We start from the raw sequence: 14,247 nt of genomic DNA, 5'->3' as shown, positions 1-14,247 counted from the left end.
GAGGCATCGCCATTTAATGGGGCCACATGCATCGCCGAATCGTTCGGAACAACTGCCCCGCGACCCGGGAAGTGACGTGGCGGACGGCCGACGGGGCCGCCAGGCGGCACCGCCGGGGCCGACCCGGGGCAGGCCGGTGACCATCCCCGGCCGTGGCGCGCCCGCTCCCCCGGGTACGGCGACGGGGCGGCGGGCCACCGCCGCCGCCCCGCATCGGTGGACTCAGCGACGGCGCTCGGCCGGCTCGTCCTCCTCGGCCGGCCCGGTCTCCTCGGCCGGCTCGGTCTCCTCGCTCACCGCTTCGCTGAACGGTTCGGTGAGGTCGTCGCCCGGGACGGCCACCTGCTCGGCGAGGTCCTGCTCGTCGGGCCGGCCGCCGGGCTGCGGCTCGGGCGCGGTGGCCTCACCGGCGAAACCGTACTCGTTGGGTTCGTCGTGCCGACTCATACCGTCATCCTCCCGCTTTATCCGGATTTGCCCTTGGCGCCCACGGTAGGCCGTGATCGTCTTCGGCGCAGCGCGACCGCCACCAGGGCGACCAGTCCGGTCGCCCTGGTGGCGGATCTTCTGCCACCTCACCCCGGGCCGTTACCCGCCCCGGCAGGCGGTAGTCGGGGCTCAGTTGAGCGCGGCGACGGCCTCGAAGATGAGCCAGAGACCGCAGATGGCGAAGAGCACCGCCGCGCCGTACCGGATGGCGCGCTCCGGCAGGTGCCGGCCGAGCATCCGGCCGACGACGATCGCCAGCGCGTCTGCGGCCACCATGCCGATCGTCGAGCCCAGCCAGGTGCCGAACCAGCCGTACTTGGTGGCCAGGGTGATGGTGGCCAGCATCGTCTTGTCGCCCAGTTCGGCGAGGAAGAACGCGACGCCGACGGCGACGACGGCGGACTTGCTGCTCCGCTCGGCCTTGCGCTTCTCCTCCTCGGTGAGCTTGTCGCCGCGCAGCGTCCACGCGCCGAAGCCGAGGAACGCGAGGCCGGCGATGAGGGAGATCCAGCCGGTGGGCAGGGCGGCGCCCAGCCCGTAACCGATGGCCACCGAGGCCAGGTGGACGAGGGCGGTGGCGATCGTGATGCCGATCAGCACCGGGACCGTCTTGAACCGCGTGGCGAACGTCAGCGCCATGAGCTGGGACTTGTCGCCCAGCTCGGCGACGAAGATGACGCCGAAGCTGACGACCAGCGCGACGAGGAAACCTTCCATGACACCCTTCCCGATGGTGCCGGGCCGGGGTGTGGGGCGCCCTCGACCCGGCCGTTGTGCACAGCCTGGGTCGAAGGTCTCGCCCGCCCCACCTCAGGTGGGGCCGCGTGGCCGGATGCGGAACGCACCAGTGTGTCGACCACGACATTGGGGGCTACTCCCCTTCGCCCCGCCAGCCTAGCCGATCGGCGTGGCCGGGCCCGACGCGGGTGGACGGCGGCACCCGCGTCGGGCCCGGCCGCGTCACCCGCGCCGGGCCGGCGGGAGCGGCTCAGTCGGCGCGGGCCAGGGTGACGCCGAACCGGCCGTCGGCGTCGGTCCAGAACTCGTGGGCGGTGAAGCCGGCGGCGGCCAGCTCCGCCGCGATCCCCTCCGGGCGGAACTTCGCCGACACCTCGGTGCGCAGTTCCTCCCCCGCCGCGAACGCCACGTCCAGGTCGAGCACCCGGACCCGGTGCGGACGATCGGCGCGCAGCCGCATCTCGATCCACTCCCGCTCCGGGTCCCAGAGCGCGACGTGGGTGAACGCCTCCGGGTCGAAGTCGGCGTCCAGCTCCCGGTTGATCACCCGCAGCACGTTGCGGTTGAACTCGGCGGTCACCCCGGCCGCGTCGTCGTACGCGGGAACGATCACCGCCGGGTCCTTGACCAGGTCGGTGCCCAGGAGCAGCCAGTCGCCGGGCTCCAGGGCCGCGCGCATGGCGGCGAGGAATCCGGCCCGCTCGGCGGGGAGCAGGTTGCCGATCGTGCCGCCGAGGAAGATCACCAGTCGGCGCCCACCGGCGGGCAGCCGGTCGAGGTGCCGGGTGAAGTCCCCGACGATGCCGCGTACCCGCAGCCCGGGGTAGTCGGCGGCGATCTGCTCCGTGGACTGGCGCAGGGCGCTGACCGAGACGTCCAGCGGCACGAAGGTGCCCAGCCCGCCACGGCGGGTGAAGGCGTCCAGCAGCAGCCGGGTCTTCTCCGACGAGCCGGAGCCCAGCTCGATCAGGGTCTTCGCCCCGGTCAGCTCGGCGATCTCGCCGGCCCGCTCGGCCAGCACGGAACGCTCGGCCCGGGTCGGGTAGTACTCCGGCAGCCGGGTGATCTCCTCGAACAACTCGCTGCCCCGGGCGTCGTAGAACCACTTGGGCGGCAGCCACTTCGGCGCCGCCGTCAGCCCGGTCCGTACGTCCTCCCGCAGCCCGCGGCCGAGGTCCTGCTCCTCCAGGTAGATCTCCAACGGTTCCGCGCTCATCAGGTGTCCCTCCGTCACTCGTGTCGTGTCCCACCTGCCGCCCGGTCGGCGGTCCACCCGCCGGGCAGGGCGTCGATCCGCGCCCCAGCGGCCGTGGCCACCACCAGCCGCCCCTCCGGCACCGCCTGCCAGCCGGGCTCGTCGTCGTGCGGTTCCGAGGCCAGCAGCACCGCGCCCGGGCTGCGCCGCAGCGACAGCGCGTGACCGGCGACGCTGGCCACGACGGTCTGCCCGTCGGTGAGCAGCAGGTTGAGCCGGGATCCGGGCGCCACCGCCGCGACCTGCGTCACCGTGCCGGCGACCGCCCGTGCCGGGTCGTCCCCGGCGCGCAGCCGGTGCCGGACCAGGGCCCAGAGCAGCGCGGCGTCGGTCGGCGCGTCGAGGGTGAGCAGGTCGCGGACGGGCAGCCGGCCGGCGAGCCCGGTCACCGCGTCGGGCCAGCCGCGGACCACCCCGTTGTGGCTGAACAGCCACGGTCCCTCCGCGAACGGGGCGGCGGCCGTGTCGAGCACGGGCATGCCGACGGTGGCCGACCGGACGGCGGCCAGCACCGCGCCGCTGGTGGTGGCCGCGGCCAGCTCCGGCAGCGTCACGTCGCTCCAGATCGGCGTGCCCCGCCGATAGCGCACCGGCTCGCCGCCACCGGGCGGGTACCAGCCGACGCCGAAGCCGTCGGCGTTGACCGTCCCGCCGCCGCGCATGTCCCGGGGCGCCCAGGACTGCCGCGCCAGCGAGTGCGGCGGGTCGTACAGCAGGGCGCGCAGGCTCACCGGCGGCCCGACGTACGCCAGGTGCCGGCACATCAGGCGGCCCCGCCGCAAGGGTGCGCGGCGCCGGACGGCCGGGGCGCGGCGGCCACCGGGTGCGGTGTCACCGGGGCGACTCGTCCGGCCGGGCGTCGCGGGCGCAGCGGAAGCCGCTGAAGATCTGCCGCCGGATCGGGTAGTCCCAGTTGCGGAACGTCCCCCGGCAGGCGGCCCGGTCGGTGCCGAACGATCCGCCGCGCAGCACCCGGTGGTCGTCGCCGAAGAACACCTCCGAGTACTCCCGATAGGGGAACGCGGCGAACCCGGGGTGCCCCCGGAAGGCGCTGGCGGTCCACTCCCACACGTCGCCGACGAGCTGGTGCACCCCCAGCGGCGACGCGCCCGCCGGGTACGCGCCCACCGGCGCCGGCCACAGGTGCCGCTGCCCGAGGTTGGCGTGCTCGGCGGTCGGTTCCTCGTCGCCCCACGGGTAGCGGCGGGACCGGTCGGTGGCCGGGTCCCAGCGGGCGGCCTTCTCCCACTCGGCCTCGGTGGGCAGCCGCTTGCCGGCCCACGCGGCGTACGCCTGCGCCTCGTACCAGCAGACGTGCACCACCGGCTCGTCGGCGCGCACGGGGGACCACCGGCCGAACCGCCGGTACGCCCACCCGTCGCCGTCGCGCCGCCAGTGCAGCGGGGCGGTCAGCCCGGCCTCGGTGCGGTGCCGCCAGCCGGCCTCGCTCCACCAGCGCGGATCGTCGTAGCCGCCGTCGGCGATGAACTCGGCGTACCGGCCGTTGCCGACCGGGGCCGCGTCGATGACGTACGCGGGCAGGTGGACGGTGTGCGCGGGGCGTTCGTTGTCCAGCGCCCACGGATCGGTGGAGGTGCCCATGGTGAACCCGCCGGCCGGGACGAGGACCTCGTCGGCGACCCGGGCGCGCGGCTCCGGCGGGGGCGGGGCGTGCAGGGCCGGCGGGCCGAGGCGCAGCTGGTGGGTGGCGAGCATGGTCTCGTCGTGCTGCTGCTCGTGCTGGACGATCATGCCGAAGGCGAACCCGTCGGCGACCAGCGGCCGGTCGGTGAACGGCACCCGGTCGAGCAGGTCGTGCACCTTGTCCCGGACGGCGGCGAGGTAGGCGCGGGCCTCGGCGGGCGGCAACAGCGGCAGCGCCGGGCGGTCCCGGCGTGGCTGCTTGAACGCGTCGTACAGGTCGTCGATGTCCCGCCGGACGGGCTCGTGCCCGCCGACGTCCCGGACCAGCCAGAGTTCCTCCTGGTTACCGACGTGGGCGAGGTCCCACACCAGCGGGGACATGAGCGGCGAGTGCTGGCGCATCAGGTCGGCGTCGTCGACCGCCTCGGTGAGCAGGGCGGTGCGCGCCCGGGTGCGCTCCAGCTCGGCGGCGATCCGGTCGCGCAGCCGCTGCGTGCCGAGTTCGTGGATGGTGGTCACCTCGGTCCCCTCTCCGTGGCGGCCAGTCGCCGCCGTAGTGCGCGGGTGGTCTCGTCGTGCAGCGGGGCGGGCAGGTCGAGCCGGGGCAGGGCCGCCAGCGCCAGGTCGAGCAGGCCGGCGGCGGCGCGCGCCAGCGGGGGGTCGGCCAGCCCGTGCCGGGCCGCGGCGTCCCACCGGTCGGCCACCGGCGCGGCGACGCCCGCGGCGCGGGCCACCGTGGCGGGGTCGGCGAAGAGCGCGGCCAGCACGGCCAGCGGGAGCCGCCAGTCCGACCCGGGCTGGGCGTCCAGGTAGCGGATCTCCAGGTAGCCCCGGGGCCGGACGACCGGGAACAGGGTGCTCAGGTGGTAGTCCAGGTCGTCGGTGGTGGGCGGGCGGGGCAGCGCCCCGGCGAGCCAGTCACCGAAGGTCACCCCCGCCGGCGGGGTCCAGTCGGCGGCGTCGCCGCGCAGGCAGAGCAGCGGTGCGGCCAGCGCGTACGCCGTCCAGGCCGGCACCGGGTCGGCGTCGGGCCGGGCCGGGGACCAGACCGGCCGGGTGCGGGCGGGGTCGATGGCCAGCCAGGCCGCCATCCGGGCGGACGCCCAGCCGGTGCGCCGCCCGGCGTGCCGGCCGGCGGTGGCGAACGCGGCGAGCAGCGGCGGGCCGATCGCGTGCGCAGCCGCCCAGCGGGCCGCCACCTGGGCCGGCTCGCCGGCGTCGAGGCAGACCTGGAGGCCGGCGGTGCTGTACATCATGGTCCGGCCGGCCGGCCCACCCTGGTCGAAAACGCAGCGCATGGCGCGGTAGCGCGGGGTGTCAACGACCGGGCGCGGTGCCCGGAACGGGTCGATGCCGGTGCGGCCGAGGACCAGGCCGGCGGCCCGGAGCAGGTCGGTGAGCTGGGCGATGTCGGCGTCGGTGGCCTCGATCAGCGCGGCGACCGAGGGTCGCGGCGGGGTGGATATCTCAAGCTGGCCGCCGGGCTCCACGGTCACGGCGCTGCCGTGCCGGAGCGGTGCGGCGGGGCTGGAGTCGTCGATGGTGACGGGGCTGTGTGGCCCCAGCGCCGCCAGCAGCCGCCCCCGGTCGACGGGGAGGGCGGGGTCGGCGGCGTCGTGCACGGTCCATTCCAGTTCGACGCCGGTGTGGGTGGGTGGGCCGGTCTTGAAGCAGATCCGGGCGATGTGCCGGGCGGCGTCGGCCGCCTCCCCCAACAGGGTGTTCCGGTCCAGCTCTGGTGATGTCACCACGAGACGATTCCTCCCGCGCTGGTCGACTGACGATCGCCCCGGGCCGTGCGTGACCGTGACCGGTCGGACGTCCGCGGTGCCACCATCCTCTGTCTAGCAGACGAAATCCGCTCGCCTTGCTGTAACAGGTGTTTCGTCCCGGTCGGGTGCCCGGGGGCCGCCGACCCAGGTCAGGACGGGAGCGTCGCCCCGCCCGGGGTCTCGCCGGTCACGGCCTACGCCCCGTCTCTGTCGGGCCGGCCGGGGTAGCCGGGATGGCCGGTGGGGGCCGGCCGGAATCCGCCCGGGACAGCAGGTCCCGGCAGAAGTTCTCCACCTCGGCGGCCCCGCCGGCGGCGGCGACCAGGGGCGCGAAGCCGGGCTTCGCCAGCGCCCGCTCCCGCTGGACGGCCGACTTGGCCAGGTACGCCCGGCACAGCCCGGGCAGTTGGACGCCGGCACCCGAGTGTCCCGGGCCGGTGGTCCGGCCGGGGGCGCGGGTGTCGGCGCTCGACGCCCCGGGCCGCGCCGGGGTGGACGGGCCGACGTCGCCCGGCGTGGCGGTCGGGGCGGGGGACCTGCCGGGGTCGGATCGGGTGGGGCGGGGGGTGACGGGACCGGAGTCGGTGGGGCTGACCGGCGCGGTGGACGGCGCCGGCGGGGGCGCCGGTTCCTCCGTCCGGTCCAGGGTGCCCGCCGCGACGGCGACGCCCGCGGTGGCGGTGGCGGCCAGCGTGCCGATCCAGGCGACCGCGCCGACGGTGAGCCGACGCCGGCGGGGCGCCTGCGCCGGGGTCGGCGCCGGGGCCGCCCGGGCGGCCCGGAAGGCCGCCAGCGCCGCCTCCTCCCCGGCCAGCTCGCCGGGGCGGGTCGGTCCGGCCGCGGCGGCGAGCAGGCGGGCAAGCGGATCCCGGTCGGGACGGCCGAGGCCGGCGGTGTCCTCGCGGCCAGCGGCCGGACCCGGTCGGGACGCCGCGGCATCCCGGGCGGCGCGGGCCGCGTCGAGGAGCCGGTCCGACTCGGACCGGTCGGCGGGGCCCTGCCCGGGGCGGTCGGGTTGACGGAAGGTCATCGGTTTCCCCTCACGTCACCGTCCGCCGGCCCGACGTGCGGCGTGCCGGACGCCGACCGGTCCGCCCGGGGACGGGGCGGGGTGGCGGACGGCACCGCGGTCGGGGGCGGATCGTGACGTTGCACGAGTGCGGCGAGCCGACGCAGGCCGCGGTGGGCGGCCGTGCGTACCGCGCCGGCCCGGCGGCCCAGCACCCGGCCGGCGGTCTCGGCGTCCAGGCCGATCACCGCGCGCAGCAGCACCGCCTCGGCCTCCCGGGGCGGCAGGGTGGCGATCAGTTCGAGCGCGGCCTCGGTGCCGAGCGTCTCGCCGGCCCGCTCGGCCGTGTCGGCGTCACCGGCCAGGTCGCTGAGCGCTTGCACCGGCACCGGCACCGAGGGCCGCCGGCGCTGGCGGCGCAGATGGTCCATGGCCCGGTTCCGGGCGATGGTGACGGTCCAGGCGCGGAACTCCCCGCCGGTGAAGGTGGGCAGGTCGCGGGAGATCTGCAACCACGTCTCGGAGGCGACGTCCTCCGCCTCGGCCCCGACCAGCGCGGTCAGGTAGCGCAGCAGGCCGGGCTGGAGGCGACGGTAGAGGAACCGGAAGGCCTCCTCGTCGCCGGCCTGCGCCGCGACGACCGCCTCGTTCAGCTCACCGGCCATGGCTCCGCCGTTCCCGTCGCCCGGTCCTCGAAGACCGGCACGCACCGACCGCCGCGCACGCGACGCCGACCCGGTCCGGCGGCCGGACCTCCTCCCGCACCATCAGCCCCCCGCTGACCAGATCACGCCCGACGCCGGTACGGCGCGGACGACATGTCGGGCGCAGCACGTGGCGCAGCCGTCAGCGGACGTTCCGCGCAACCGCCGCCGGTCCCGAGCCGGGCTAACGCTAGGAGTGGGGGGTCGGGGGGACAAGTCACCGACCGCCGGAAAAAGAGTGAGAATTATCAACCCGCGCACCCGGCGAGTCGCCGTAACACATCGGGGCCGGGCCGCGCCCGCGCCCGCCCGCGCAAGGGGCAGGCGGCCGGGTGATCCAGTTCACGCAGGCCACGACCCGTCCGACCAGATCGCGTGACCGGCTGTCGCGGACCGGTCACAGGATATCCGGTGCTGCGGGCCGCCCACCGCCCGGCCGCCACGAAGGGCCCGTCCGACTGGGCCGGATCACGAGAAGTACTCCGCGCCGGCTCTGGGTACGGTAGTGCCGTGCTGTCTTCGGGAGTCGTACTCAGCGGTCGGTACCGCCTGGACGACCGTGTCGCCACCGGCGGCATGGGTGACGTCTGGCGTGCCACGGACCAGATCCTCGGCCGCCAGGTCGCGGTGAAGGTCCTGCTCCCGGCGCTGGTCTCCGACCCCGACTTCATCGCCCGGTTCCGGGCCGAGGCGCGGATCATGGCAGCCCTGCGGCACCCGGGCATCGTGCAGGTCTACGACTGCGGCGAGGACGACCTGCCCGACGGCGGGCGGGCCGACTACCTGGTCATGGAGTTCGTCGAGGGCCAGCCGTTGTCCCGGCGGATCGAGGCGGCCGGGCAACTCGACGTCGCCGAGACCATGTCGATCGTCGCCCAGGCGGCGCAGGCGCTGCACGCGGCACACGACGGCGGCATCGTGCACCGCGACGTCAAGCCGAGCAACCTGCTGGTGCAGGAGGACGGCACCGTCGTCCTGGTCGACTTCGGGGTGGCCCGGTCGGTCAACGTCACGAGCATCACCAGCGCCAACGCGGTGCCGGGCACCGCGCTCTACATGGCTCCCGAGCAGGCGGCCGGCCGGCCGGTCTCCGGGGCCACCGACATCTACGCGCTCGGCGCGGTGGCGTACTGCTGCCTGACCGGCGGGCCGCCGTTCACCGGTGACAACCCGTTGCAGGTGGCCGTCCGGCACCTCGACGACGAGCCGCCGGAGTTGCCGCGGGAGATCCCGGCGCCGGTGCGGGACCTGGTGGGCCGGGCGCTGGCGAAGGACCCGGCCGAGCGGTTCGCCACCGGAGCGGCGATGGCCGAGGCGGCGCGGGCCACCATCGCGGACGGCTCGGCGCCGACCAGCACCGTGCCGGTCCCGCTGCGCGGGGCCGCCGGCGTCGGCGTCGCCCCGGGCGCCAGCGGCACCACCCGCGACGACCTGCCACCGGTGCTGCGGCCCACCCCCTCCGCCGCCCGGCGCGGCGGGCGGCGCGGCACCCTGTTGGGCGCGATCGCGGCGGTGCTGGTGGCGCTGGCCGGCCTCGCCGCGGCCCTGGGCGCGGCGCAGAACGCGGACGCCCCCGCGACGAATTACCGGCCGACCGCCCCGGCGGCCGTGCCGACGCCGGGCGGCGACTCGGCCGCCACCGAGGAGGCCGCGGTCGACGGGGGTCGCACCGACCGGCCGGGCCCGGTCCGCTCCTCGGCCCCGGCCAGCGCCACGGCGACCCCGCAGCCGAGCGAGTCGGCCGCCCCGGGGTCGACCACGGCGAGCACGCCGACCGGCCCACCGCCGACCACGGCGAACACGCCGACCGACCCACCGCCGACCACGGCGAGCACGCCGGCGGAGCCGCCCGCCGGGAACGGGAACGGCTGACCCCACGCACCGACCGACCCCGGTCCGGATCGCCCGATCCGGCCGGGGTCGCGGCTTTCCCACTGGCCCCGTCATCCCCAAATCGGACTTTAAACGCAGATGCTCCCTTACGCTGACGAGGAGGCACGTTCCGTCGTCTACGGGAGCACGGGTGAGCGTTGAGAAGTTGGTCGTCATCGGCCAGGGGTACGTCGGCCTGCCGCTGGCCGTGCGGGCGGTCGAGGCGGGGCTGGACGTCGTCGGCCTCGACGTCGACGCCGACCGGGTCAAGCGGCTCGCCGCCGGCGAGTCCTTCGTCGAGGACATCCCGACGGACCGGCTCGGCCGGGCGCTGGGCAGCGGCCGGTACCGGCCGAGCACGGAGTACACCGAGGCCGAGGGCTTCGACGTCTGCGTGATCACCGTGCCCACCCCGCTGCGCGACGGCGTCCCCGACCTGAGCTTCGTCGAGCAGGCCGGGGTCGGCATCGGCCCGTACGTGCGGCCGGGCTGCGTGGTGGTCCTGGAGTCGACCACCTACCCGGGCACCACGGAGGAGCTGCTCCGGCCGCTGCTGGAGTCGGCCAGCGGGCTGACCAGCCCCGGCGACTTCCACCTCGGCTACAGCCCCGAGCGGATCGACCCCGGCAACCCCACCTGGAAGCTGGAGAACACCCCGAAGGTGGTCTCCGGGGTGGACGCGGCGTCCCGCGACCGGGTCGACGCGTTCTACCGGCGGCTGGTCGAGCGGACCGTGCCGGTGGACTCCACCCGGGTCGCCGAGCTGACCAAGCTGATCGAGAACACCTTCCGCCAGGTGAACATCGCGCTGATCAACGAGCTGACGATGCTCAGCCACCACCTCGACATCGACGTCTGGCAGGCGATCGAGGCGGCCGAGACCAAACCGTTCGGGTTCATGCCGTTCCGCCCCGGGCCGGGGGTCGGCGGGCACTGCCTGCCGATCGACCCGTGCTACCTGTCCTGGCAGGTCAAGCGGCGGCTGGGGCGGCAGTTCCGGTTCATCGAGCTGGCCAACGACGTCAACCACGAGATGCCCGAACACGTCACCCAACGGATCATGGGCGGGCTGAACCGGGCCGGCCGGGCGGTCAGCGGGGCCCGGCTGCTGCTGCTCGGGCTGGCGTACAAGCCGAACACCGGGGACATGCGGGACTCCCCCGCCGTCGACGTCGCGCGCCGCCTCCAGGCCCTCGGCGCCGACGTGCGCGCCGTCGAGCCGTACGCCGAGCCGCACCACGTCCCCGCCGGGGTGACCGTGGTCGGGCTGACCGAGCACGAGCTCCGCGCGGCCGACGCGGTGGTCGTGGTCACCGACCACGACTGCCTCGACTACGACCTGGTGGTGCGGCACGCCCGGTACGTCTTCGACACCCGCAACCGGTGCCACGGCCCGACCGTCGAGCGGCTCTGAGCAACGGACCGCGAGTGGTCCCCGCCCGCAGGCGGGGACCACTCGTCGTCACTCCGCGCCGAGGGACTCCACGACCGGCCGGGCCAGGGCCCGGCGGGCCGGCAGCACGGACGCGGCCAGCGCGGCGAGCACCGCCACCGCGAGGATCAACCCGAGCTGCCCCCACGGCAGCACCAGGGTGAAGTCGCCGCCGACGCGGGCGAACACCGCCATCGCCCCGGCGCTGACCCCGGTGCCGAGGAGCACCCCGAGCACCGCGCCGACCAGCGCCATCAGCACCGCCTCGACGGCGAGCATGGCCCGCATCCGACCCCGGGTCAGCCCGACCGCGCGCAGCACGGCGTTCTCCCGGGTCCGCTCCACCACGGACAGGCTCAGCGTGTTCGCGACCCCGACCAGCGCGATCACCACGGCCAGGCCGAGCAGCGCCGTGACGAACGCCAGCAGCATGTCGATCGTTCCGGTGAGCATCTTCTTGTACGCCGCCTGGTCCATCAGGTTGACCGTCGGGTAGCGGGTCACCACCGACTCGACGGCCTCCCGGGCCCGCTCGGCGGACACCCCGGAGGCCGGTTCGATCTCGACGAGGTAGCCGCGCTCGGCCGGGAACAGCCGGGCGAAGTCGGCGTCGGCCACGTCGACCACGTGGCCGACCGGGACCGGGCTGCCGGCCAGCGCCGGCCCGTCGGCGTCGACGACGGCGGCCACGGTGAACGGCCGCCCGGCCAGGGTGACGGTGTCGCCGACCGCCCAGCCCTTTGCCCGGGCCAGCTCCCGGTGCACCAGCACCCGGCCCGGCCCGAGCCGGCCCACGTCGCCGGCGTCGACCGCGCTCAGGGTGCGCCCGACCAGCGCCGGGTGGGCGGCGCGCAGCTCGATGCCGCCGGTGACCCGGCTGCGCTGCTCGTGCACGACGCCCAGCTCGGAGCGGGCGGCCAGCTCGCCGGCCAGCGTCGATGGCAGGTCCCCGCCGATGCCGGTGACCAGGAAGTCCACCCCGATCTGCTGGTCCACGGCCCGCTCGATCCCGGTCTTGACGCTGCGCGCGCCGACCACGAACGCGGACACCAGGCCGATGCCGATGACCAGGGCGGTGGCGGTGGCGGCGATCCGGCGCGGGTTGCGCACGGCGTTCGCCACCGCCAGCCCGGCGGTCGCCCCGAGCAGCAGGCGCGCCGGCACACCGAGCACCCGCACCAGCGCCGGGACCAGCACCGGGCCGAACAGCACGATGCCGAAGAAGGTGAACACCCCGCCGGCCGCGACCAGCGGCACCTGGCCGACCATCCCGGCCGCCACCAGCGCCGCCACCCCCGCGCCGAAGACGAGCGCGCCGGCGGCCAGCCGGACCCGGCCGGCCCGGCGGGTGGTCTGCACCGCCGCGTCGGTGAGCGCGGCCACCGGGGCGACCCGGGTACCCCGCCAGGCCGGCACGGCGGCGGCCCCGACGGTGAGCGCCGTGCCGAGCAGCAGACAGGTCAGCACGGCCTGCGCGGTGACCGCGAGCCCGCCACCGGAGACGGGCACGTCGAACGCGGACATCAACGCGTCCATCCCGACGGCGAGGCCGGTGCCGGCCGCCACCCCGAGGGCCGAGGCGGCCACCCCGGTCACCGCCGCCTCCAGCAGCGTCGCCCGGAACACCTGCCCCCGGGTCGCGCCGACCAGCCGCAGCAGGGCGGTGCGCCGGGTGCGCTGGGCGAGCACGATGGCGAAGGTGTTGGCGATGACGAACCCCGCCACCACCACGGCCACCGCGGCGAAGGTGAGCAGGCCCAGGTTGAACTGCTCCAGGTCATGCACGGCGTCGTCGACGGCGACGTCGAGGATCTCCTGCCGGTCCCGCACGGTCACGCCGGGACCGGTCACCGCCGCCACCCGGTCGACCAGCTCCGCAGCCGGCACGCCGGGCTCGGCGGCCACCATGATCCGCCCGTAGCCCTGCATCGCCGTGACGGCGAGGGCGTCGGAACCGGCGAGGCCGATGAACGGCCCGCCGACGTCCCGGGAGGTGCCGGCCACGTCGACCGTGCCGACCAGGGTGTACGGGCGGGCCGAGCCCCCGCTGCCGCCCACGCCGACCGGCCCGCCGAGGGTGAATCCCTCCTCGGCCACCGTCGGCGCGTCGAGGACCAGCTCGCCGGGTCGCTGCGGCAGCCGCCCGGCCACCACGTCGTACGACTGGAGGGCCGCCTCGGTGGGGATCGCGGCGAGGACGGCGAAGCCGAGCACGGGCCGGCCGTCCGAGCCGACCACTCCGGCGGTGCCGGTCAGCTCCCCGGCGGCGGCGCGCACCCCGTCGACCGCGCGCACCTTCTCCACCAGGGCGGGCGGGATCGGGTCCCGGTCGGCGTACACGGCGAGGTCGGTGTGCCGGTCGAAGACGCCGGCCCGGTCGTACGCGCCCTGCTTCATCCCGTCGGTGAAGATCAGGGTGCCGGCGACGAACGCGACGCCGAGCACCACGGCCAGCGCGGAGAGCAGCAGCCGCAGGGCGTCGGCGCGCATGGTGCGCAGGGTCAGCCGGATCACCGCCGCCCCACCGCCCCGGCGCCGGCCGGGGCCGGGTCGAGGTGGGCGAGGGCGTCGAGGACCGCCTCGGCGGTCGGCGCGGCCAGCTCGCGGACCAGCCGGCCGTCGGCGAGGAACACCACCCGGTCGGCGTGGCTGGCCGCGACGGGATCGTGGGTCACCATCACCACGGTCTGGCCGAGGGTGTCCACGGCCTCGCGGAGCAGCCGCAGCACCTCCGCGCCCGAGCGGGAGTCGAGGTTGCCGGTGGGCTCGTCGGCGAAGACCACCCACGGCTTGGTGATCAGGGCGCGGGCGACGGCGACGCGCTGCTGCTGGCCGCCGGACAGCTCGGCGGGCCGGTGCCGCAGCCGGTCGGTCAGCCCGACGGCGGCGACCACCTGGCGCAGCCAGCCCGGGTCGGGGCGGCGGCCGGCGATGGCCAGCGGCAGCACGATGTTCTCCTCGGCCGTCAGGGCGGGCAGCAGGTTGAACTTCTGGAACACGAAGCCGACCCGGTCCCGCCGCAGCAGGGTGAGCCGCTTGTCGTCGAGCCGGCCGGTGTCGGCGTCGCCGATGCGCACCGTCCCCGCGCTGGGCCGGTCGAGGCCGGCGAGGCAGTGCATCAGGGTGGACTTGCCGGAGCCGGACGGTCCCATGATGGCGGTGAACCGGCCGGCGGCGAAGTCGACGTCGACGCCGTCGAGGGCGACGACCCGGGCCTGGCCGGAGCCATACTCCTTGCGCAGGCCCCGGGCGGTGACCGCGACGCCGGCGGCGGCGAAGGCGGGAGGTGGTACGGACACGTGATGCTCCCCGTGCGGACGGTGGCTGGGACG

General features: G+C 75.9%; 12 protein-coding genes. 2 read left to right on the top strand and 10 right to left on the bottom strand.

The window, feature by feature from the left end; translation table 11 throughout:
* Positions 1-222 precede the first annotated feature (222 nt).
* The 8 genes from OOK41_RS17770 to OOK41_RS17735 all read right to left on the bottom strand — a co-directional run bounded on the left by OOK41_RS17770 (position 223) and on the right by OOK41_RS17735 (position 7,572).
* On the bottom strand, positions 223-447 hold the full coding sequence (locus OOK41_RS17770) for a hypothetical protein (protein ID WP_117669148.1): 225 nt from the start codon (positions 445-447) through the stop codon (positions 223-225).
* Between the two features lie 171 nt (positions 448-618).
* Positions 619-1,206, bottom strand: coding sequence for a TMEM165/GDT1 family protein (locus tag OOK41_RS17765; protein WP_266265999.1), 588 nt, complete (start codon positions 1,204-1,206; stop codon positions 619-621).
* Between the two features lie 271 nt (positions 1,207-1,477).
* A complete protein-coding gene (gene egtD, locus OOK41_RS17760; RefSeq protein WP_266265998.1) occupies positions 1,478-2,443 on the bottom strand; it encodes an L-histidine N(alpha)-methyltransferase in 966 nt (321 codons plus the stop codon).
* A 14-nt stretch (positions 2,444-2,457) separates the two neighbouring features.
* Entirely contained in the window at positions 2,458-3,246 is a 789-nt protein-coding gene (egtC, locus tag OOK41_RS17755) for an ergothioneine biosynthesis protein EgtC (protein ID WP_117669150.1), read from the bottom strand.
* A gap of 67 nt (positions 3,247-3,313) precedes the next feature.
* Complete coding sequence (egtB, locus tag OOK41_RS17750) at positions 3,314-4,645, bottom strand: ergothioneine biosynthesis protein EgtB (RefSeq protein ID WP_266265997.1); 1,332 nt, start codon at positions 4,643-4,645, stop codon at positions 3,314-3,316.
* Complete coding sequence (gene egtA / locus OOK41_RS17745; protein ID WP_266265996.1) at positions 4,642-5,877, bottom strand: ergothioneine biosynthesis glutamate--cysteine ligase EgtA; 1,236 nt, start codon at positions 5,875-5,877, stop codon at positions 4,642-4,644. Before egtA ends, egtB begins: the two co-directional genes overlap by 4 nt.
* Positions 5,878-6,085: 208 nt before the next feature.
* Positions 6,086-6,928, bottom strand: a complete 843-nt coding sequence (locus OOK41_RS17740; protein ID WP_266265995.1) for a hypothetical protein — start codon at positions 6,926-6,928, stop codon at positions 6,086-6,088.
* Positions 6,925-7,572 (bottom strand): RNA polymerase sigma factor, encoded by a 648-nt coding sequence (locus tag OOK41_RS17735; protein WP_117669155.1) that lies wholly within the window; start codon positions 7,570-7,572, stop codon positions 6,925-6,927. The genes OOK41_RS17740 and OOK41_RS17735 overlap by 4 nt, the downstream gene beginning before the upstream one ends.
* A 549-nt stretch (positions 7,573-8,121) precedes the next feature.
* On the opposite strand from OOK41_RS17735, the gene OOK41_RS17730 reads away from it, so the two are divergent.
* Complete coding sequence (locus OOK41_RS17730) at positions 8,122-9,483, top strand: serine/threonine-protein kinase (RefSeq protein WP_266265994.1); 1,362 nt, start codon at positions 8,122-8,124, stop codon at positions 9,481-9,483.
* A gap of 151 nt (positions 9,484-9,634) precedes the next feature.
* Positions 9,635-10,897 carry a nucleotide sugar dehydrogenase gene (locus tag OOK41_RS17725; protein ID WP_266265993.1) on the top strand — a complete coding sequence of 421 codons (1,263 nt, stop codon included), beginning with the start codon at positions 9,635-9,637 and terminating at the stop codon, positions 10,895-10,897.
* A gap of 48 nt (positions 10,898-10,945) precedes the next feature.
* Here OOK41_RS17725 and OOK41_RS17720 read toward each other — a convergent pair whose 3' ends face one another.
* Positions 10,946-13,429, bottom strand: a complete 2,484-nt coding sequence (locus OOK41_RS17720; RefSeq protein ID WP_266265992.1) for an ABC transporter permease — start codon at positions 13,427-13,429, stop codon at positions 10,946-10,948.
* A complete protein-coding gene (locus OOK41_RS17715) occupies positions 13,426-14,214 on the bottom strand; it encodes an ABC transporter ATP-binding protein (RefSeq protein ID WP_266265991.1) in 789 nt (262 codons plus the stop codon). Before OOK41_RS17715 ends, OOK41_RS17720 begins: the two co-directional genes overlap by 4 nt.
* Between the last annotated feature and the right edge of the window lie 33 nt (positions 14,215-14,247).

The organism is Micromonospora sp. NBC_01655 (assembly GCF_026339755.1).
Taxonomy (GTDB): Bacteria; Actinomycetota; Actinomycetes; order Mycobacteriales; family Micromonosporaceae; genus Micromonospora.
Note: the sequence above shows the minus strand (reverse complement) of the source record. Positions and strands in the feature narration are given on the sequence as shown.